Raw genomic sequence first — 22,149 nt, 5'->3', positions numbered from 1 at the left:
AAAATATCACTGACTTAGGATAATAAGAAGCCCACCTAGTAAAACTAAGTGAGATTTGATTTTCTAAATTGTAATGCTGCTGGTAATTTATCTTCTTTTTTAAGAGACCAATACAGATAGAAAATGCTGAGAATTAACACCAGACTGGTGAAAATAGATCCTTCTGCTCCAAAAGCCCCACCCGAAAGCCAATCTACGTTGGATTTCGTATTGTAAGCAAAGACGGAAGTTTCTGCTCCCTGACCACTGACCTGAATACCATAAATGTTACCTTGAACAAAATTCCAAGCACCGTGAATACCAGCCAGCCCCCACATATTGTCAGTTTTTAGCATGTAAAAACAAGCAAAAGCACCATCGAGAATAATATTGACAATCGAAAGAAGCGTCACACCAGGATTTAGTAAATGGAGAGCACCAAATAGGCTAGCAGAGATTAAAATACCGACCAAAATATTTGACTTGGCAGTAACTGTCGGAAATAGCCAACCACGCGTCACCAGTTCTTCTGTTCCTCCTTGTAACATCCAAAACGGAATCAGGGCGATGATAAAGAGAAATGGCTCCAAACTAAGATGGTTGAGTTCTAACCTACCTACACCTGTCATCAAAAGTAAGACAACTATGAGAGAAAACTGTGCCGCTCCAATCAAAAAACCTTTTCCTAATTCTTTAAACCAATTTTCCTTAAAAAAACCAAGACTTGAAAAAGGTCTTTTTTCAACGCATTTCACCCAAAGAAAGAGAGCCAAAGAAATAAAGAAAAAGAGGAAGAGTTGAATGAAAATCATATAATGCGATATCAGTTCTTGTATCATTACAAAGCCTGCCCCAGAATGAACAAGGCCAAACACAAGACCCAGCAGTATCGAAATTGGAACCAATGCAAGCCCGCCGACAATTTCACCTCCATAAACAAAAACAATCGAGAGAATAACTGCCAACCAAATAGGTGGAATGTAACGGGACTGTTTCACATTATCAAGCATACGAGATTGAAACATAAAATCTCCTTTCCTTTTTTTGATTATTATATCATATTTATTTTACGCAAATCAAAAAAGAAATTTTCGTCTATGTTATAAAATCTAACATAAAAATACAAAATATTTGTATTTTAAAGATATTTTTGGTATAATTTAAAAATATTCTTTAAAGGAGAGACTCATGAAGAAAAAAATTATAGCTTTTTTGTTAGCTTTACTACCACTCTTTGCTGTAACAAGCATTCATGCCGATACAATCAAAGTGGTATCTGATACAGCTTACGCACCTTTTGAATTTAAAGATTCCGATCAAACTTATAAAGGTATTGACGTAGATATCATCAATAAAGTTGCTGAACTAAAAGGTTGGGACATCAATATGACTTTCCCTGGCTTTGACGCAGCCGTTAACGCTGTTCAGTCTGGTCAAGCAGATGCTATCATGGCTGGCATGACAAAGACCAAAGATCGCGAAAAAGTCTTCACTATGTCTGATACTTATTATGATACAAAAGTTGTCATTGCAACGACTAAAGCCAATACAATCAGCAGTTATTCCCAATTAAAAGGGAAAACTGTTGGGGTTAAAAACGGAACTGCCTCTCAACGCTTTCTAGAAAAAATCAAAAACAAATACAAATTTACTATCAAAACATTTGACACAACTGATTTGACTTACAACAGCTTGAATTCTGGTTCGATTGATGCCATGATGGACGACCAACCAGTCATTGAGTATGCTATTAAACAAGGTCAAAATTTAAAAATCTCTATAAAAGGAGAAGCTGTTGGTAGTTTTGCTTTTGGTGTCAAAAAGGGAAGCAAGTATGAATATCTGATAACAGAATTTAACGAAGCACTTGCTCAAATGAAAAAAGATGGTTCTCTTGACAAAATCATCACAAAATGGACAAGTTCTACAACTACGAAAACAACTAGTTCTACTCCAGAAACCACTACTCCTGCTGGTCAAAAAGCTACTCCTGTAAAATCAACATATACCATTGCGAGTGACTCTTCCTTTGCACCATTCGTCTTCCAAGACAGCAACAATAAATATACTGGGATTGACATGGATTTGATAAAAGCCATTGCCAAAGACCAAGGTTTCACAATTGAAATCACAAATCCCGGATTTGATGCCGCTTTAAATGCTGTACAATCTGGACAAGCTGATGGAATGATTGCAGGAATGTCTGTGACAGATGCTCGTAAAGAGACCTTTGATTTCTCAGAACCATATTATACTGCAAATGCAATCCTTGCTGTTAAAGAATCTAGCACAATTGCTTCATATAAAGACTTGAAAGGCAAAACAGTCGGCGTAAAAAATGGTACTGCTTCGCAAACCTTCTTAACAGAAAATCAAAACAAGTATGGCTATAAAATCAAGACATTCGCTGACGCTTCTTCTATGTATGACAGTTTAAACTCTGGCTCTGTGGACGCCGTTATGGACGATGAACCTGTTGTCAAATATTCCATTAGTCAAGGTCAAAAACTAAAAACTCCAATCAAGGGAACCCCTATCGGAGATACTGCTTTTGCAGTGAAAAAAGGTAGTAATCCTGAATTGATCCAAATGTTTAACAATGGTTTGGCAAATATTAAAAAGAACGGTCAATATCAAAAAATTCTTGATAAATATTTGAAAAAGACCAGCTCTGCTTCTAGCTCTTCAGACAGTACAGTTGATGAAACAACCATTTGGGGGCTTCTCCAAAACAACTATAAACAATTGTTAAGCGGACTTGGTATCACCATTGCTCTTGCGCTTCTGTCATTTGCTATTGCTATGGTCATCGGCATCATCTTTGGAATGTTTAGCGTGAGTCCCGTCAAAGCCCTCCGCGTCATCTCAGAAATCTTCGTGGATGTCATCCGTGGAATCCCACTTATGATTCTCGCAGCCTTTATCTTCTGGGGCATTCCAAATCTCATTGAATCAATGACAGGGCATCAAAGTCCGATTAACGATTTTGTAGCTGGTACAATTGCTCTTTCTCTCAATGCAGGTGCTTATATTGCAGAAATTGTCCGTGGTGGGATTCAAGCTGTTCCAGCTGGACAAATGGAAGCCAGTCGAAGTCTTGGTATTTCTTACTCAAAAACCATGAGAAAGATTATTTTGCCACAAGCAACAAAAATCATGTTACCAAACTTCGTCAATCAGTTTGTTATTGCTTTGAAAGATACTACAATCGTTTCTGCTATCGGTCTTGTTGAACTTTTCCAAACAGGTAAAATCATCATTGCTCGTAACTATCAAAGCTTCAAAATGTATGCTATCCTAGCAGTCTTTTACTTGATTATCATCACTCTTTTAACGAGACTTGCAAAACGCTTAGAAAAGAGGATTAAATAATGGCTAAATTAAAAATTGATGTCAATGATTTGCATAAATACTATGGGGAAAATGAAGTCCTAAAAGGAATCACAACAAAATTCTATGAAGGAGATGTGGTCTGCATCATCGGCCCCTCTGGCTCTGGAAAATCAACTTTTCTACGTAGCCTAAACCTGCTTGAAGAAGTTACAAGCGGCTCTATTACCGTGGACGGTTTCGACCTAACTGACAAAAAAACAGATGTCGACTTGGTTCGTGAAAATATCGGCATGGTTTTCCAACACTTCAATCTCTTCCCTCACATGACAGTTTTGGAAAATATCACCTTTGCTCCTGTCGAGCATAAACGGATGACACAAGCTGAAGCAGATAAACTTGGTATGGAATTATTAGAAAAAGTCGGTCTCTCTGATAAAGCTGATGCCATGCCAGACAGTCTCTCAGGTGGACAAAAACAACGTGTGGCGATTGCACGTGGACTTGCTATGAATCCTGATATTATGCTCTTTGACGAACCTACTTCCGCTCTTGACCCCGAAATGGTCGGAGATGTTCTCAATGTTATGAAAGAATTGGCCAAGCAAGGCATGACCATGATTATCGTGACTCATGAAATGGGATTTGCTCGTCAAGTAGCCAACCGTGTCATCTTTACAGCTGACGGAGAATTCTTAGAAGACGGCAAACCCGATCAAATTTTTGATAATCCACAGCACCCACGTCTCAAAGACTTCTTGGACAAAGTCTTGAATGTGTAATACTACTTTAGAGGCTGGGACAAAAGTCCGACCTCAAATATAAAAAGCGAACAAAACTAGTTTTCTGGTAATCAGAATTCTGCTTTATTCGCTTTTCGCATTTAATTATAGATTAGAAGGGCTTAATAATTAAGATTTTTAAAAATTAAACTCTTTTTGTCCCAAACTCTTTTTTACATTTATATTCAATTTATTGTTGGTGACAAACTTTTTTCTCGATACTCTTTTGACATTTAACGCCTTTTTTGCTACACTAAAATCAGTAAAATTCGGAGGTAAGGAGTTTATGTACAAGAAATCTATTGCTTAAAGGAAACTTTATCTAGTGGATTTTTTGTTATGCTCTTGCCTATTTTTCATAAAAGAAAATTTTTTCAAACTTCTCAATGATAAATATAGTCGTTGCAAACTACTCTGTTTTGCAATGTTTGTTGGCAATCCAAAAACAAGAACAGCTCTACTAGATAAATAGGGCTGTTTTTCTTAGCTCTAAAATGACAATGAACATCAAAAGGAGACTTGTATGCTACAAATTCGACATTTAACTATTACCCATTTAAAAGATTTGAAAGACTTAGTTAGCGATTTATCACTTACTGTCAATGCAGGCGATAAAGCCGGCATTATCGGAGAAGAAGGAAATGGAAAATCGACCCTTCTAAAACTACTTATGGATGAAAGATTTGTTTCAGATTATATTAGCTATACCGGAGAGATTCAGAAAAGCTATAGTCATTATGCTTATTTGCCGCAAACTTTGCCTGAAAATGAAAGAAGGCTCTCCCTCAACGATTACTTCTTTGGCGATTTGAACGTAGACTTAGATTACAGCAAACTTTACCGCTTTGCTCAAGAATTACATTTTGATAGCGAACGTTTTACTAGTCAGCAAACAATAGCCACTTTATCCGGTGGTGAAACATTAAAAGTGCAGCTTTTAAAAATCCTCTCTACAAATTGGGACATTCTCTTTTTAGATGAACCTTCTAATGATTTAGACATCGATACTATGATTTGGCTGGAGAATTTTTTGCAAAATACACCTCAAACAGTCATGTTTGTTTCACATGATGAAAGTCTTTTAAGTCATGCAGCAACAAAAATCGTGCATTTGGAATTGGTTAAGAAAAAGCAAAAAGCTCGGACGACCGTACAGAATCTTGATTATGAAAATTACAGCCAGCAAAGACAGATCGCATTTGAAAAGCAAACTAAAGATGCAAAAAAAGAACGAGAAGAATATCAAAAAACAATGGAAAAACATCGCCGTGTCAAACAAAGTGTGGAGCACGTGCTGCGCAACACTCATGATAGCACGGCTGGGAGATTAGTGGCTAAAAAAATGAAAAATGTCCTCTCGCAAGGCAAACGATTTGAGAGAGAAGCGTCTGAACCGACAGAATTGCCAATACAGGCAGATGCTATCAATCTGAAATTTCCTGCTATCACTCCTCTGCCATCTACAAAAAGAGTAGTCACTCTCGAGCAAATGTGTTTGAAGGTAGGAGAGCGCACTTTAGCCCAAAATATAAATTTTGAACTCTTAGGGCAGGAAAAGATTGGGATTATTGGTAAAAATGGTGTCGGTAAATCTACTTTTCTCAAAGAACTGCGACATCTACTGAAAGAAAAGAGAGGCATTACACTAGGATATATGCCTCAAAACTATCCTGATAGTTTAAACGAAGTCGATTCTCCAATAGATTTTCTAACATCCACAAGAGAGGGTATTGAGCGAGAAAAAATCCTCACCCACCTAGCCAGTCTGCAATTCACGCGCAATGAAGTGCAACATTCTATTTCCCAGCTATCTGGTGGACAAAAAGCTAAATTACCGCTTCTAAAAATGGTATTAGATCAAGCAAATGTCTTGTTGCTAGATGAGCCGACACGCAACTTTTCTCCCACTTCTCAGCCACAAGTACGAAAACTTTTTACAGACTATAACGGCGCTATCATTACCGTTTCACATGACCGCACCTTTCTCAAAGAAGTTTGTCAGAAAATCTATCGCTTGACTGAGACAGGAATAGAGCCAGTCCGCAAAGAACAGCTATAAGTTTGTTCTCCTAGTCGATCTTAAACAGCCAAGTTCCCTTGAGCTGTCTGCATTTGGTAATAAACGCCTTGTGCTCGCATCAGCTCTTGATGACTGCCATGTTCCACAATATCTCCGTCAACCAACACTAAAATGATATCTGCATTCTGAATGGTAGACAAGCGATGAGCAATGATAAAACTGGTTCGCCCTACCATGAGCTTATTAAAAGCCTCTTGAATGAGTACTTCAGTCCGCGTATCAATAGAGGAGGTTGCTTCATCCAAAATCAGGATTTTAGGAACCGCTAGAAAAACACGCGCAATGGTCAATAACTGCCGTTGTCCTTGTGACAAAGAATCTCCTGCATCTGCTAGATAAGTATCATAGCCATGTGGCAATTGCTGAATAAAGAAATGAGCATTAGCAGCTTTAGCTGCTGCAATTACTTCTTCTCGGCTAGCCTCTGGTCGCCCAAAAGCAATATTTTCATGAATTGTCCCCGTCTTCAGCCATGTTTCTTGTAAAACCATACCAAACTGCTGGCGAAATGAAACTCTGGTGTAATCTGTAATATCTCTGTCGTCTAACTTAATCTTACCCGCATCTACATTATAAAAACGCATGAGGAGATTGATTAAAGTCGATTTTCCAGCACCAGTTGGCCCGACAATAGCAACTTTGCTTCCTGCTGGAACGGTCATGTTTAAATCGTGAATCAAGGGTTTATCTTTTTCATAACCAAAACGGACGTGCTCAAAATGAACCGCACCCTGTACTGCTTCACTCGTGAGTTCTTCTTTTCCAGTTTCTACAACTTCTTTTTCATCTAAAATCATGTACAGGCGCTCTGCACAAGCAAGGGCACTTTGTAATTCAGCCATAACAGACGAAATATCGTTGAATGGTTTGGTGTATTGGTTGACATAATTTAAGAATGTCACTAATTGTCCAACTGTGAAACTAGAGCCATTAATGATACGAACCGCACCAAATCCAACAACAATGGCATAAATAAGAGCATTCACGAAGCGCGTCGCTGGATTGACAGTAGAGGAATAAAAGATAGCATCCTGAGAATAGTCCGCATAGCTCTCATTGCCCTTTGTAAAATCCGTAATGAATTGCTCTTGGGCATTGAAACTGTGAATCAAACTTTCTTGAGAGAAACTTTCTTCAATGAGCTGCGTCTGCAGCCCTCGAGCTGTTGTTTGTTTTTGAAACAGCTTGTAACTTTTACGGGCAATAAAACGCGCAATCAGCATAGATAAGGGAGTTAAAAGCAAGACTAACATCATCATGAAAAAGTCAATCTTTGCCATTGTCACAATCGTTACAAGAATAGTCAACACGCCTACAAAAAACTGATTGAAGACCATGAGCAGACTATTATTTAACTGCTCCACGTCCGTCGTCAAGCGACTCACTAAATCACCACTCCCTTGACGATCAAGATAAGCCAAGGGAAGTCGATGAATTTTTTGAATGACTGCATCCCGAAGTTTCTGACTATAACTATAAATCAACTGATTATAGATTAAAGGATTGAGCCATTGAATCGCTGTATTGGCAACAATCACCATACCCATTTTCGAGAGAATTGGAAGCAAATGCTGACTTGCATCAGGAAGTAGAACACTATCAACTGCATTCCCAATCAAAATCGGCAAATAAATGGTCAAAGCAACCTGAACAATCGTTCCAATTGTAGCTAGTAGAAAAAGCCAGCGTTGCTGCAATAAATCACTTGCAAGGCGTTTCAGACCACTTTTAGAATACCTCGTTTTCATGCTCTTCCTCCTTACTATGTTGTGAGAGATGAATTTCTCGATAAATAGCGCTCGTTTGAAGCAAATCTTCATGTTTGCCAAGAGCGACCTGCCGACCCTTGTCCAAGACAAGTATCTGATCAGCTGCACGCAAGCTATTGGTTCGCTGTGAAATTAAAATCAAACTTGTGTTCTTTAACTGCTCTTTAATCGCTTGCAATAGTTTAGCTTCTGTTAAATAATCAAGCGCCGAAGTGGAATCATCCAGCACCAGAAAAGGTGCTTTTTGTAAAATAGCGCGCGCAATCGTCAACCGTTGGCGTTGACCACCGGAAAAATTCCGACCAAAAGCTTCTACTACTGCATCTAGCTGACCTTCTTTTTCCTGTACAAAGTCACTAGCCTGCGCAATATCAAGAGCCCACCAAAGTTGTTCATCCGTCACCTTGTATTCCAAACCCAGCAATAAATTTGAGCGAATCGTACCGCGGAACAATTCTGCTTTTTGTGGCACCAAACTCATCCAAGTGCGCCACTCTTCAAGGTTTCTAGGGCTTCGACCATTTTTGAAAATAGCCAACTGACCAGTATCAATCGTATACAAATGCGCTAAGAGCTGCACCAAGGTTGATTTTCCTGAGCCTGTTCCACCAATCACTCCCAAAGTCTGACCAGATAGTACGTCAAACGAAATATTTTCCAAAGCTGGACTAGCAGCTTGTGGATAGGTAAAGGTAACATTTTCGGCAGAAATAGATTGAGTGCCAACAGAATGCCGTATTGGCAGCTCTGCTAACACATCTTCCTCTTCCTGTTCAAAGACCTCTTGGATTCGTCCAGCGCTGATGTAACTTTGGTTCAAAGAAGTGACAAGCATTGCCAGTTTCAACAACTCTATCAAGATTTGCAAAAGGTAATTGACTAAAGCGACTAATTTCCCTTGCGTCAGCAAATCCTGTCCAATAACTAGATTCCCATGCCAAATAACCATGACTAACGTGCTATTTACCACTAAAAAAGTCAACGGGCTAATCAAACTAGACCAAACTCCTGTTTTTATCTGCCAGGTCTTATAAATTTCATTGGTATCTCTAAACTCATGAATTTCTTTATTTGTTTGCCCAAAGGCACGGATAACACGCATACCTTGCAGTTGCTGGCGTGTCATATTGACAATTTTATCTGTAATCTGGCGAATTTTAGCGTAAAGCGGATTCACCAAGCGTGACATAACATAGATAATGCCCGTTAGGATGACGACCATGAGTAAAAACCAAACTGTAATACTTGGACTAATCAAAAATGCCATGATTATTGAGCCAAAAACAATAATCGGCGCGCGCAAAAAAAGACGAAGAAATTGATTGATACCGGTCTGAATTTGATAAGTATCACTTGTTAAACGAGTGACCAGACTAGATGTCGTCAAGCTATCTCGACTAACTTTTGGCAAACGCATAATCTTTTGATATAAATCTTTGGTTAATTGACGTGTAAAACCTACCGCTGCTTTTGAGGAATAATATTGAGCAATAATCGCCACAACAACACCAAACGATGCAAGGACAACCAATAAAAAGACCATGGCATAAAGATGCGCACTATCTTTTTTAGGGATTGTTTGGTCCACAATTGTTGCAATCAAAATTGGCACCAATAGTTCAAAACTAGCTTCTAATAATTTAAAAAGTGGCCCCAACAAGGATTCCTTGATATAACCTTTAAAATATTTCAATAAATCTTTCATGAAATCTCTTTTCCTACACAAAACTAGTTCTATTTTATCATAATCTAGCCTTCTCTGTGATTTGTTAGCGGATACAATTATTTTTATAGGAGAATTTTTGTTAGATGAATTCCAGATAAAAAGGAGAAGAACGATGTCGCTCTCTCCTACTAAATTTCTTTCAAATAAAATATTATTGATGACGATTTGCCCAAGCAACATCCAAATCTAACACTTCTTGTGTTGTGTATTGTTGGCGATAAGGATTGTAGACTTTGTTAGTTGTTGCAACATTGGTTGCTTGCACATTTGGTACATCGTATTGTGTCAAATTATATTGTTGAATCAAATTATTCAACTTAACATTATAGCTTGTATCCGTTGCATAGACACCTGTTAAAGCAGCAGTCGCATTCATATAGCTAGTCGTATTACTCTTCCAAGCATAAGTGTAGCGGCTATGTTTTAAAATCGCCACATAGTCTTGTAAAGATTCAACATAACTTGGATAGGATCTAAATTCTGCATTGACATTATAACTATTTCCTTGTCCATCATCTTCTAGTGTAGGCATTGTGGCTGACTGACCAGCATACTGTCCTTTGATGCCAAATAAATTATGATGAGGAGCGGCTGACAAAGCGGAACGTCCAGAATTGCTTTCCAGAATGGCTTGTGCAATCATAACCGAAGCATACAAATCATTCTCTTGTCCCAATTGACGAGCAGTCTCACCAATTTGTGAAATAAACACTTCTGTTTGGGTCAACGGACGTTGGTAAGTCTCGTCATTGGCACTAGCTGGGTGAACTTGCTTGGACAAAACTGCACTAACCAATAAAGCAGCGGTCACCAAAGCTAGAACTGTTAAAATTCCTTTTTTCAATTTTTTCTTTCTCATAGCTTATTTCTCCAGTATAATATATTTTGATTATAACATAAAATTCCCAGTTCTTAGTTACAATTTAGTGACAGATTCATTATAAAAAACCGAGAAAATGATTCTCAGTTTTTCTTCAATTCCTAAATTTTTTCCAAAATCGCATCCCAAGCTGCATCTAAACCATCTTTATTAACAGATGAAAAAATAATAAAATCATCATTTTTATCAAAATCTAACTTTTTCTTAATGACTGATTCATACTTGTTCCATTTGCCGCGTGGAACTTTGTCAGCTTTCGTGGCTACGACAATGACTGGTATTTCATAATATTTGAGAAATTCGTACATTTGTACGTCGTCTGTACTTGGCTCATGGCGAACGTCCACTAGACTGACAACTGCTCTAAGATTTTCCCTGCTCGTCAGATATTCCTCGATCATCTTGCCCCACTTCGCTCGTTCTGTTTTAGAAACTTTAGCATAACCATAGCCTGGGACATCCACAAAGCGGAGCTTATCATCAATGTTGAAAAAATTAAGCAGTTGCGTTTTTCCTGGTTTACCAGAAGTTCGAGCTAAATTTTTTCGATTTAACAATGTATTGATAAAGGAAGATTTTCCAACATTGGATCGTCCTGCAAGGGCAATTTCAGGAATCTCGTCTTGCGGATAATGAGATTTGTTGGCTGCACTTAGCAAAATTTCTGCATTGTGTGTGTTAATTTCCATTGCACACCTCTTTATGCTGTTTCTAAAATCGGCTTATCCGTTCCGTCAACTGCTTCCTTGGTAATCCGTACCAGCTTCACATTTTCTTGACTTGGAACTTCAAACATGACATCCATCATAGTTTCCTCGATAATCGAACGTAATCCACGCGCACCTGTCTTGCGTTCAATGGCCTTGTTAGCGATTTCCTGAAGAGCATCATCATCAAACTCCAATTTGACATCATCATAAGAAAGAAGAGTCTGATATTGCTTCACTAAAGCATTCTTTGGTTCGCGAAGGATTCGCACCAAATCATCAACTGTTAAAGGCTCAAGCGCTGCAAATACAGGCAAACGACCAATCAATTCAGGAATCAAGCCAAATTTTTGAATATCTTCAGAGATGATTTCTTGCATATAAGAACCAGTTTCATCAATGGCTTTGTTGTTTTGACCAAAACCGATAATTTTTTCGCCTAGACGTTGTTTGACAATTTCTTCAATACCGTCAAATGCACCACCAACGATAAAGAGAATATTTTTCGTATCTACTTGAATCATCTCTTGTTGAGGATGCTTGCGGCCGCCTTGCGGAGGTACGCTAGCTACAGTTCCTTCAATAATCTTGAGGAGTGCTTGCTGAACACCTTCACCAGACACATCACGAGTAATAGAGACATTTTCGCTTTTCTTCGCAATTTTGTCAATCTCATCTACATAGATGATACCACGTTCAGCACGCTCAATATTGAAATCTGCTGCTTGCAAGAGTTTCAAGAGAATATTTTCAACATCTTCTCCGACATACCCAGCTTCTGTCAAAGCTGTCGCATCTGCAATCGCAAAAGGAACATTCAGACTTTTTGCTAAAGTTTGAGCGAGGAAGGTCTTGCCAGAACCAGTTGGACCAATCATAAGGATATTGGATTTCTGCAATTCGACATCTTCCTCATCTTCACGATTATCATGAAAATTGATGCGTTTATAGTGATTGTAGACAGCCACAGCCAAAGCACGCTTAGCACGGTCTTGTCCAATCACATAGTGATTCAAAATATTGAGTAGTTCTTGTGGTTTTGGCACTTCTGACAAGTCTGCTAGCACTTCTTCTGCTAGTTCCTCTCTGATGATTTCTTGTGCTAATTCCACACATTCATTACAAATAAAGGCATTATTTCCTGCGATGATCTTTTGCACTTCTTCTTGGCTTTTACCACAAAAAGAACAATAAACCATCATTTCGTTTGTACGATTTGTAGGCATTTTTCACTCCAATTCTATTCGTTGTTTATTCTTTTTTCTCATTTAAATAAGGTCATATAAAAAGCATGAATACTATTCACCAAATTTGTAAAAGCATTCAGCCAAAAGAGTACTGACAATCCATACCGTTTTTTACGAAAAGCTTGCGTTGCCGCCATAACACAAACGACACATAAAAGAGCCGTAAAAAATCCGAAAATACTACGTTCCATTACGACTCCTTTCTCTGAAAGGTTGTGACAGTAAAGTCATACTCATTCTTTTCATCTTTGGCATGAAACTGATGAGACAGATCCTGAAATTTCGTCATATCAAAATCTTTTGGGAAATAAGTATCACCTTGTAAACGAGCATGAATACGGGTAATAACTAATTCATCTATTAAGGGCTCGAACGCAGAAAAAATCTGACCACCGCCAATAATATAAAGAGTTTTTTCCTGAGTCTCATACCATTTCATAACAGAATCAACATCATGAAACACCAGAACTCGCTCATTCTCTGCTTGATATGATTTGTCTCTCGTCAAAATAATTGTCGTGCGATTGGGCAATACTCTGCGGTTCATCCCATCAAATGTCACTCGCCCCATTAAAATAGCCTGCCCAGTTGTCATTTCTTTAAAATGCTTGAGATCAGCTGGTAAATGCCAGGGCAATGTGTTGTTTCGCCCAATCAAGCCATTCTCATCTTGCGCCCAAATAGCTACAATTTTCTTTATCATTTCCTCATCCTTTGAATTGATATTTCTATTTTATCAAATTTCACAAAAAAAGGCTGACTTTAACTATCAAATCAACACTAATTTATATTGCACAAGAAATCCATTCTTTTATGATGTCTGGTGAAAATAGTTAGATACAGCCCTTTATTTTTTAGATTTTGAAAATCTGAAAATTACTTCATTCTCAAATCGCTAAATCAAATTTCAACTGCGGCTTAACAGGATCATAATCAACTAATTCAAAATATTCTGCTTTAATGTCAAAAAAGTTGGTTCCGTCTGGAACATTTAAAACCAAGCGTGGCGTACAGTTAGTTGGTTCACGTCGAAGTAATTCTTTAGCCTGTTCAAATTGATTATCATAAATGTGCAAATTATTGACAAAATAAAAGAATTTACCAACTTTCCAGCCAAAATGCTTAGCAATCATCATTTGCAATGCTACATACTGCATGGCATTGATGTGATGAGCTACTAGCATATCATTTGAGCGTTGTGTCAGAGTTGCATCCAGATAAATGTCACCGTCTACACGGCGTACATCAAACATGGTCTGAAAAGCACACGGTAGTAGACCTTCTGTTTCTTCAAATGCTTCATAATCCCAAAGCGAGATAATATTTCGTCGATTCCAAGGATTGATTTCTAGCTGTTTCAAGATTTTATTGATAATATCATGTTTCTTAACAACAGCGCCATAGCGCAAGCCAATCGTGCGAGTATCTCCTACTTCCCAATCATTCCAATAATGAACATTGTACTTTTCTTCTAAAATATCTAAGCTATTGGATTGGTCTTGGTAAATCCAGAGCACCTCTTTGATAGCTGACTTAATAGCAATCGGCCGAAGCGTTGTAATAGGAAATTCTCCCTTGCTCAAGTCGTATTCAGCAAAAGAACCTGTAATATACTTAGAGTTAGCCACTTTCCCGTTTTTATAACGAGGGCGTGCATTTTCAGAAAAAACACCTTCATGTAAAATTTTTCGAATATTTTCTTTAAAAATAGTATCTGCTTTTGTCATGATTTACCTTTTCTAATATTGCTTTTTCTAGTATAACACAAAATAAAAATCTCCTACAAGTTAAAACCTCGCAGGAGAAAACATGCTTCAATATCGAATTTTTTGAGCTCCATAAATCGAATGCTGACGATGTAGAGAAAATGCCACCACACACACTATGAAAAAATAGGGGAAATTAGTAAAGCCAAATACTTCACAACCAATTAAAATCGGGCCTAAGAAAGTAGAGGTTGCACTTCCAAAAACAGCAGCATAACCTAGTGCAGCAACCAAACCAACTGGAAGTCCAAATAGACCTGCTAGCAACACACCTAAGCTTGTACCAATTGCAAAAAGCGGTGTCACTTCTCCACCTTGAAAGCCAGCTGCCAAAGTCAAAACTGTTAGAAGTAACTTGAAGAGCCAATCATATACATAGACGGGCTGACCAGCAAAACTAGCTGCAATCAAATTTGTTCCAAGCCCTGAGTAGCGACCTTTATCTAACAGCAGAAAGACGATACTTAAAAATATTCCCATAACGACAATTCGTTTGTAGGGATTTGGAAAAGTAATTGCTGCTTTCTTTTTGCTCCATGAGAGAGCATAAGCAAATACATTGCCGCAAAGTCCAAAAAGAACTCCAAGAAACACTAATTTGATAAGAAGCGTCGGTGACAATACCAGATGCACAGAAATTGGCTGTACAAACTTCTCAAGCCCTAACGCATGCGATGTCCAAGAAGCAACGAAAGAAGCAATCATTGCAGAATACAGAGCCGTCAGTTGCATGGTTCCTACAACCAAGACTTCCATTGCAAACAAAATTGCCGCCAGCGGTGTTTGAAACAGTCCAGCAAAACCAGCAGCCATTCCTGTGACTAAAAAGATTTTTGAAGTGTTGGGGATAGAAAATTTCTTGCCAAACCAATGAGAAACTGTTGCTCCTAATTGTACTGCTACTCCTTCTCGACCAGCTGAGCCACCAAAAAGGTGCGTCATCCAAGTTGTCAATATAACCAAAGGGATCAGGCGCTTTGGGATATGATTCTCTACACCATGTCCTACATCAAAAATCAAGGTCATCCCTTTACTACTTTTTCCGCCGTATTTTTGATAAAGAAATACAATCGCTAATCCTGCTAAAGCCAAAAAAGGAATCAAGTAAAAAGGATGCATTGACCGAACTTCGCTTAAAAATATGAGAGTTCGTCCAAATATCGTATCAGTAACTCCGATCACTAATCCTATCAGAATGGACAATATGGTAATAGCTACCACTCGCTTTCCACTATTGATCAGCTCTATGTCACGTGCATTTTTCATTTGAATTTCCTTTGTTATTTGATGTGTTGGTCTTGATAAGCACGCGAATGTTTCAAAATATCAGAAAAAGTCTGAACAATGCTTTCTTCGTACTGTTTTTCATGTACACTATTTGCAACTTTCTCTAAAATTACTTGTTCTCGCTGAGTGTCTAATACAGCTTTTCCAGTCTGACGTTTATAGAGAGCAACTTGACTCACCAAAGCCATTCTTTTTTCTAGTAAGGCAATCAAATCTGCATCTATTTGATCAATTTCTTTTCTAATTTCTACTAAATCCATGATTTCCTCCTAATTGCTTTCTATCTTAACAAAATTTTTCACAATATGCTAGTAATCGTCAGATTTTGAATCTCAAGCCCTAATTTTCTCAATTTTAGCAGAAAAATAACACTCAAATTGAGACAAGTTCAAATAAACCCTATTCTTTCAGCTCTAAAACGAAAAGTTAATGTGAGAGTCGTTTTTATACAGATAAAGATCTATTGGGATTACAAGTGCTATAACTTCATAGGAAAGTGTGGGGGCAAATTTGACACAAGATTGTTTCTTATGATGAATAATTGACTAAAATATAATAAAAAGTTGATGTAAAGCCAAAAAAACAGAAGTACACATTAGTAGAACTTCTGATTTTTAATTTGAGAACCTTTCTATATATTATATTCTCAGTTTGCATTTTTATGAGAGTGATGATGATAGAATTATGAGAATATATCTCAGGTTTTACCTATTTAAAATTTTTTTAATTATTTGAATAGTTTTATGTTTAAACGGGGAAGGATAATATCTAAAAGTTCCCATTTTTCTTAGGACATAACCATTGAAATTTTGTTTAAAACGAAGTACACTGTCAGAACCATCAAAATGACCAGTAATACCCAAAAGGTTGTAACAGGGAATACCTCGCTTGATTGATTCTCGCATTACATAATCTTGCAAAAGAGCGGGTGCGTAGAATTTGTTAAATTCAGGATAGGATCCAGAAAAGAGATAGACCGTTTCTTTGGGAGTGTATACAAAAAGACTGCCAGCTAATATTGTACTTTCGTCTTCATGCTTTTTGAATAGTTGGTATGCTTCGTTTTTTCGTATTTCAAACGTTTCGAATTGACTAGATAGTTCTCGAATTTGATTCAGTTTTTTTTCAGAGGAATGGTTGTTTTCTTCAAGATAATCTTGTAGTAATTTAATCTTTTTAGATAATTCATTCTGATTAATTTGTAAATGCTCCAAATAATTTTTGAAATTTATGCTAGCTATGATAAATTCTGCATTGTTTCCAAAGCTATCATAAAATTTTTCATAATAATCTAAAGTCTTATCATTATAGTTGCGACGTTCAGAAGTTGATGAAGTAATCTGCTTAAATTTATAAAGCTCATTACGTTTAAGTTTATGCAGTTCTATACCAAATGTTTTAGCTTTTTTACTAATGATTTTCTTTGTTTAGTAAAAGATTTTAACAACGTTTCTTCTGTTAAGTCATTTAGGTCTTTTACAAAATGCCAATCACCTTCACCTCCAGGATAGTCCTTTTGTAAGCCATCAAATTGGTAATTCAGGTTGGTGAGCATAGATACAAGTTCCTTCTTTTCTGTACTAATAGGCTCACCTTTACTATTGAAGACTTGATAAATATCATAAGGTTTTACAACCAGCTTCATAGCCTTTAACTTTCTTGCATAGATTTTTAATTCTTCATAACATTTAGGCAAGAACTCATAATTAGTAACAACAGGTCCAGAGTTGATTTCTAGGTATAGACCACCTGCCATTTTTGCACTAAATAATAATGCTGATACTTGTAATTGATTGTTAGTAAAGAAACCAATAAACTCAACATTATACCCTCTTTTTTTCAATAGATCAGACATTTCTACTGATTGGATAAAAGATTTTCGTTTCGCTTTTTGATAATGTTGTTTAAATACTTCTTTAGTAATTATTTCTAAAGGCATTGTTCTGTACTCCTTGAGCTTTTGTAGTTTAATAGACAGAGCTGGTGAAGCTACAGAATAAAAATTATTTCCTATTTGACATCGCTTTTATTTTTAATTATCTTGTCATTATGAATTTAATGATGTCAAAATATTTGCTTTTAAATTCCTAAATTGTCAAATTAAGTTAGACTTTTCAAGTAACTCAGAAAAACTTGGTATGGTGTTTGATAATTCAAAGACTTCCTAGGAATTCTATTTTTTTATCAGCTATAGCTGATAAATAATTTTGAGGAATATTTGTAAAATCCATTTGTTTCGGTAGTCCATTTCGTCTTAATAAGCCATTAGAATGTTCATTGAGGCCTCGTTGCCCAGGACATCCTGGGTCCGCAAAGAAAATATCAATGTCATGTGCATTCGAAATAGATTTCCAATTAGAAAATTCTTTCCCACAATCAAAAGTGATCGACTTAAAGAGATGGCTGGGGACTTGAGATAACCATTGATTGATGGAAGTCTCAATATCACTTGCTTTCCGTCCATTGGTTTTCAGTGTGATGATGGCTTTTGAGCAGCGTTCTACTAAGGTAATGACTGCACTTTTGTGTTTTTCTCCCACAATTGTATCCCCTTCTAGATGACCGAATTCCGTCTTAAAATTAGGATAACTGTCTGCTCTCTCACGTAAATCTCTGCGAAACGCTTGTTTTCCTCGTTTTTCGCTATGACCATTTGGTTTTCTTTTGCCTTTCCAAGGGAGATCTTCTTTCTTTAAAATACCACGGTCTGCTAGTCGATAGAGGGTTCTCATAGAACAAGAAACCCTATCTGGATAAGTTCCTTTAATGACATCAAGGCTCCAATTTTCTTCTAAATGAGTCTGGATAAAATCTTTTTCTGATTGCGTCAGACTTGTTTTATTCCTGCCCCAACGTTTCTTATTGACTTTATAACGGTTGTAGTAATCATATGCAGAGTGCCCCTCTTTCAGATAGTTGATGACAGTGTAGATTGTCTGTTTTGATCTGCCAAGTGAAGTCACAATATCTGAAACTTTTATGTTTTCTTGATAGTAAGCCTCTATCATTACAAGCTCGTTTGTGGTAAGATGAGTATAGGTCATTTATGTTAGTTCCTTTCAGACAAATGTGGTGTTTATCTGAGCCTAACATAGATGGCTTTTTCTGTCTAGCTTAATTTTACAAATTGGGTTTTAATTATCTTGTCATTATGAATTTAATGATGTCAAAATATTTGCTTTTAAATTTAAAAATTATGAAACTTTTTATTTACTAAAATCTTGTATTTATTATAGATATCATATTTTTAGCTTAGTTTCAAGCAATTTATCTTTCGGAAAGAAAAAAGTCTGAAGAAAATTATTCAAAAAGAATGGTTTTCTTCAAACAGAATCTATTTTCAAGTATTAAGAAGACAATTTCCTACGCGAGGATAGGGACATAACCCCATAAAATAAGAAACCTGCTAACAAATAGCCGATAAAAATTTTAAGTGACCATTGCAACACATACGGCCAACCGTATTTTGGAATATTTAAGAAGAAATAAGCAAAAGGACTATCTTTTGCACCTGGAATAGACCATTTGATAATTAGGCCATTAAATAGAGCAAAAGCCAAATAAATCAAAGGCACACTCGTCCAAGCAATCGGGTCAAACCAACGATATTGTGAGCGTTTATCAAACAACAAGGTATCTGCTAAAAACCATAGTGGCACAATGTAATGACAAAGGAAATTTTCAAGTCGATAAAAATCAGTTGCAAGCGGTGCCAACATAAAATGATAAATGACGCATGTAATCATAATACACATGGTCACTCCGCCTTTTAGCCGAAACAGCGACTGCGTTTGCCAGCGTTGTTCAGAACGTGCCATTAGATAGAGCAAATAGGCCGTAAAAGCTGTAACAATCATGTTAGATAAAACTGTGTAGTACATCAGCATTCCTAAGCCACCATGCTTTGTGATTTCAAGGTAGACTCCTGTAAACCCTAACATAAACAATATCATGCGGCTATAAAAAATCACATTTCGCTTCATCATCAACCTCAAATTTTCTTGACAAACTCTGATTTGAGCTTCATCGCACCAAAACCATCAATCTTGCAGTCAATATTGTGGTCTCCTTCTACAATCCGAATATTTTTCACGCGCGTCCCTTGTTTCAAATCCTTTGGAGCACCTTTGACCTTTAAATCTTTGATGAGAGTGACGGTATCTCCGTCCGCAAGCTGATTCCCATTTGCATCAATTGCTCTGATGCGATTATCTTCTTCAACGATTTCTGCTGGATTCCATTCAAATGCACATTCAGGGCAAACTAACAGCAAACCGTCTTCGTAAACATATTCTGAGTTGCATTTTGGACAATTTGGTAATTGATTCATATTCTCTCCTCACTAATCACCAAGCATCTTGCCTAGAATTTATCATGTTTTTACATTTTACTATAAAATAGAAAATTTGACAAATTAAAGAAAATGACTAATTGTTAAAAGATACATTTCACCATATCAAACTTGAAGTAACATTCTAATTAATGGTTCATTCTTAAATTGCTGTAAAGACGTAGTATCATAAGTTTATTCATTTCCCCAGTTCCTGAGTGCGTTTATAAGATGCAGCAACGGCTTTGATAATGTTTCCTCTGAAAGCATCTGCTTCAAGACTCGCTACTCCCGCAATCGTTGAGCCTGCTGGGCTACAAACCTGATCTTTGAGAACCGCAGGATGTTGGCCACTTTCTTTGACTAATACCGCTGAACCTAAAAGGGTTTGATTCGCTAATTGCAAAGCCAAATCTCGTGGTAAGCCAGTTTGTACCCCTGCATCAGCCAGTGCTTCCAAAAAGAGATAAACAAACGCAGGACCACATCCAGCCACAGCAGTTGCCGCATCTAACTGCTGCTCCTTTAAATGAACCAACAAACCGGCAGGATCCAATAGTTCACACAACAAGTGTTCATCCTGCTCTGTTGCTTCATCTGATAAAGCATAGCTGATAACACCAGCACCAACTGCAACAGGCGTATTGGGCATTATCCGGATTAACCGATGTTGTGTAGGAACGAGAGCTTCTAACTGCTGCAAGGTCAAGCCGGCAGCCATAGAAATGAGTAAAACAGAGCTGCGCTTTTCCAAAATAACATGGTATTCTTGTAACAAATCCGCAAATTGAGTGGGTTTAACACCTAAGAAAATCACATCTGCTTGCTCAAAGATGACTTCGTTCGTGACAGGTTCGCCACCCACTTCATTCGCAATCTGCTTTGCTTTTTCTGAGCTTCGATTTGCGAGCAGGATTTGATGTTTTTTTTGCCTAGCCACTACACGTGCTAAACCGCCACCCATATTTCCTAAGCCGATAAATCCAATTTTCATGTTTTTACTCCCTAATTTGTCCTGAACCTTGCACAACATATTTATAACTCGTTAATTCTTTTAAGCCCATCGGACCGCGTGCGTGTAATTTCTGAGTAGAAATCCCCATTTCACAGCCTAAACCAAATTCTCCACCGTCTGTGAAACGTGTGGAGGCATTGACATAGACTGCTGCACTATCAACCTGCTCTGTAAAAATCGCTGCGCTGGTGGCATTGTTGGTAATAATGGCATCTGAATGATGTGTGCTGTGTTGCTCAATATGTGTGATAGCTTCTTCCAAAGAATCCACTACCTTTACAGCCATGATGTAATCTGAAAATTCGCTATCAAAGTCGCTAGGCTCTGCTATTTCCCCTGAGATGAAAGAGCGAGCTGTTTCATTCAATCGAAGTTGAACAGGTACTACCCCACGCGCTTTACGAACAGTTACTAAGCGTTCTTCTAATGTTGAGAGAAACTGGGAAGCAATTTCTTTATGAACCAAACAAACCTCCATTGCATTGCAGACCGAAGGACGACTGGTTTTGGCATTGTTGATAATCTCTAGTGCCATTTCTTGGTCAGCGTCCTTATCAACATAGATATGAACAAGCCCCGTACCAGTCTCAATCACAGGAACGGTCGCATTTTCAACAACCGCTTGAATCAGCCCCGCGCCCCCACGAGGAATTAGCAAGTCCAAATAGCCTTTTGCCTTCATCAAGATTTGAGCACTTTCACGACTGGTATCTGACACCAACTGCAAGCAATCATCTGAAATTGCGGTCTGACGAAGTGCCGCCTTTAGCGCGGAAACAATGGCAGCTGCTGTTTTGTGTGCCTCTTTTCCACTACGAAGGATAACTGCATTCCCGCTCTTAATGGCTAATGCGGCTGCATCAGATGTCACATTTGGACGACTTTCATAGATAATTCCAATCACTCCAAGAGCTACCCGCTTCTTAGTGATTTCTAGTCCATTTTCCAAATGAGAGACTTCTAAGATGTCTCCAACGGGATCTGGCAACGCAATCACTTGACGAATACCAGTTGCCATGTCTTTGATGCGATTGGCATCTAAATACAGACGATCCAACATGACCTCAGAAATATGACCTCTTGCTGCTGTCATATCTTCCGCATTGGCTATTAAAATTGCGTCCGTAGCTGCTTCTAAATAATCAGCCATCAAAGATAGAGCTTTATTTTTCTCAGTTGTTGAAGCTGTGTTAATTGATTTTTTTGCTTGCTTGATTTTCTCTAGTAAGCCTTGTGTACTATTCATATCCT

18 protein-coding genes and 2 pseudogenes are annotated in these 22,149 nt (G+C 37.7%); 3 read left to right on the top strand and 17 right to left on the bottom strand.

What is annotated here, in order from left to right:
- Nucleotides 1–44: 44 nt before the first annotated feature.
- Nucleotides 45–1,004, bottom strand: a complete 960-nt coding sequence (locus SanJ4206_RS04055) for a CPBP family intramembrane glutamic endopeptidase (RefSeq protein WP_003027985.1) — start codon at nt 1,002–1,004, stop codon at nt 45–47.
- A 163-nt stretch (nt 1,005–1,167) separates the two neighbouring features.
- Between SanJ4206_RS04055 and SanJ4206_RS04050 the strand changes: the two genes are divergently transcribed.
- From SanJ4206_RS04050 to SanJ4206_RS04040, 3 genes are all read left to right on the top strand, one after another.
- Nucleotides 1,168–3,351: an ABC transporter substrate-binding protein/permease gene (locus SanJ4206_RS04050; RefSeq protein ID WP_003027984.1), complete on the top strand. Its 2,184-nt coding sequence runs from the start codon at nt 1,168–1,170 to the stop codon at nt 3,349–3,351.
- Nucleotides 3,351–4,091: an amino acid ABC transporter ATP-binding protein gene (locus tag SanJ4206_RS04045; RefSeq protein WP_003024883.1), complete on the top strand. Its 741-nt coding sequence runs from the start codon at nt 3,351–3,353 to the stop codon at nt 4,089–4,091. Before SanJ4206_RS04050 ends, SanJ4206_RS04045 begins: the two co-directional genes overlap by 1 nt.
- Before the next feature lie 523 nt (nt 4,092–4,614).
- The gene (locus tag SanJ4206_RS04040; protein ID WP_003027982.1) at nt 4,615–6,150 is read left to right on the top strand and encodes an ATP-binding cassette domain-containing protein; all 1,536 of its coding nucleotides are present in this window, start codon (nt 4,615–4,617) and stop codon (nt 6,148–6,150) included.
- A 20-nt stretch (nt 6,151–6,170) separates the two neighbouring features.
- Here the strand turns inward: SanJ4206_RS04040 and SanJ4206_RS04035 are convergent, their stop codons facing one another.
- From SanJ4206_RS04035 to SanJ4206_RS03960, 16 genes and pseudogenes are all read right to left on the bottom strand, one after another.
- Nucleotides 6,171–7,919: an ABC transporter ATP-binding protein gene (locus SanJ4206_RS04035; protein WP_003027981.1), complete on the bottom strand. Its 1,749-nt coding sequence runs from the start codon at nt 7,917–7,919 to the stop codon at nt 6,171–6,173.
- Nucleotides 7,900–9,645, bottom strand: a complete 1,746-nt coding sequence (locus SanJ4206_RS04030) for an ABC transporter ATP-binding protein (protein WP_022525343.1) — start codon at nt 9,643–9,645, stop codon at nt 7,900–7,902. The genes SanJ4206_RS04035 and SanJ4206_RS04030 overlap by 20 nt, the downstream gene beginning before the upstream one ends.
- Before the next feature lie 172 nt (nt 9,646–9,817).
- Nucleotides 9,818–10,525 (bottom strand): glucosaminidase domain-containing protein, encoded by a 708-nt coding sequence (locus SanJ4206_RS04025; protein ID WP_003027979.1) that lies wholly within the window; start codon nt 10,523–10,525, stop codon nt 9,818–9,820.
- Nucleotides 10,526–10,647: 122 nt separating this feature from the next.
- The gene (gene yihA / locus SanJ4206_RS04020) at nt 10,648–11,235 is read right to left on the bottom strand and encodes a ribosome biogenesis GTP-binding protein YihA/YsxC (protein WP_003027978.1); all 588 of its coding nucleotides are present in this window, start codon (nt 11,233–11,235) and stop codon (nt 10,648–10,650) included.
- Nucleotides 11,236–11,246: 11 nt separating this feature from the next.
- Entirely contained in the window at nt 11,247–12,479 is a 1,233-nt protein-coding gene (gene clpX / locus SanJ4206_RS04015) for an ATP-dependent Clp protease ATP-binding subunit ClpX (RefSeq protein ID WP_003027977.1), read from the bottom strand.
- Between the two features lie 38 nt (nt 12,480–12,517).
- On the bottom strand, nt 12,518–12,691 hold the full coding sequence (locus SanJ4206_RS04010) for a hypothetical protein (protein WP_003024903.1): 174 nt from the start codon (nt 12,689–12,691) through the stop codon (nt 12,518–12,520).
- Nucleotides 12,691–13,203: a dihydrofolate reductase gene (locus SanJ4206_RS04005; protein ID WP_003027976.1), complete on the bottom strand. Its 513-nt coding sequence runs from the start codon at nt 13,201–13,203 to the stop codon at nt 12,691–12,693. The genes SanJ4206_RS04010 and SanJ4206_RS04005 overlap by 1 nt, the downstream gene beginning before the upstream one ends.
- A 184-nt stretch (nt 13,204–13,387) precedes the next feature.
- Nucleotides 13,388–14,227 carry a thymidylate synthase gene (locus SanJ4206_RS04000; protein WP_003027975.1) on the bottom strand — a complete coding sequence of 280 codons (840 nt, stop codon included), beginning with the start codon at nt 14,225–14,227 and terminating at the stop codon, nt 13,388–13,390.
- A gap of 87 nt (nt 14,228–14,314) precedes the next feature.
- Complete coding sequence (locus SanJ4206_RS03995; protein ID WP_003027974.1) at nt 14,315–15,532, bottom strand: chloride channel protein; 1,218 nt, start codon at nt 15,530–15,532, stop codon at nt 14,315–14,317.
- 14 nt (nt 15,533–15,546) lie between these two features.
- Nucleotides 15,547–15,813: a chorismate mutase gene (locus tag SanJ4206_RS03990; RefSeq protein ID WP_003027973.1), complete on the bottom strand. Its 267-nt coding sequence runs from the start codon at nt 15,811–15,813 to the stop codon at nt 15,547–15,549.
- Nucleotides 15,814–16,257: 444 nt separating this feature from the next.
- Nucleotides 16,258–17,492, bottom strand: a pseudogene (locus SanJ4206_RS03985) (aminoacyltransferase).
- A 161-nt stretch (nt 17,493–17,653) separates the two neighbouring features.
- Nucleotides 17,654–18,597: pseudogene (locus tag SanJ4206_RS03980) on the bottom strand (IS30 family transposase).
- Nucleotides 18,598–18,900: 303 nt separating this feature from the next.
- Complete coding sequence (locus tag SanJ4206_RS03975) at nt 18,901–19,536, bottom strand: Pr6Pr family membrane protein (protein WP_022525347.1); 636 nt, start codon at nt 19,534–19,536, stop codon at nt 18,901–18,903.
- A gap of 8 nt (nt 19,537–19,544) precedes the next feature.
- Nucleotides 19,545–19,883, bottom strand: coding sequence for a zinc ribbon domain-containing protein YjdM (locus SanJ4206_RS03970; protein WP_003027463.1), 339 nt, complete (start codon nt 19,881–19,883; stop codon nt 19,545–19,547).
- Nucleotides 19,884–20,082: 199 nt separating this feature from the next.
- A complete protein-coding gene (gene proC / locus SanJ4206_RS03965; protein WP_037607627.1) occupies nt 20,083–20,877 on the bottom strand; it encodes a pyrroline-5-carboxylate reductase in 795 nt (264 codons plus the stop codon).
- Between the two features lie 4 nt (nt 20,878–20,881).
- Entirely contained in the window at nt 20,882–22,144 is a 1,263-nt protein-coding gene (locus tag SanJ4206_RS03960; RefSeq protein WP_003027472.1) for a glutamate-5-semialdehyde dehydrogenase, read from the bottom strand.
- Between the last annotated feature and the right edge of the window lie 5 nt (nt 22,145–22,149).

The organism is Streptococcus anginosus (assembly GCF_001697145.1).
In the GTDB taxonomy this organism is placed as follows: Bacteria; Bacillota; Bacilli; order Lactobacillales; family Streptococcaceae; genus Streptococcus; species Streptococcus hominis.
This window is presented reverse-complemented; position numbering and strand designations above follow the sequence as displayed.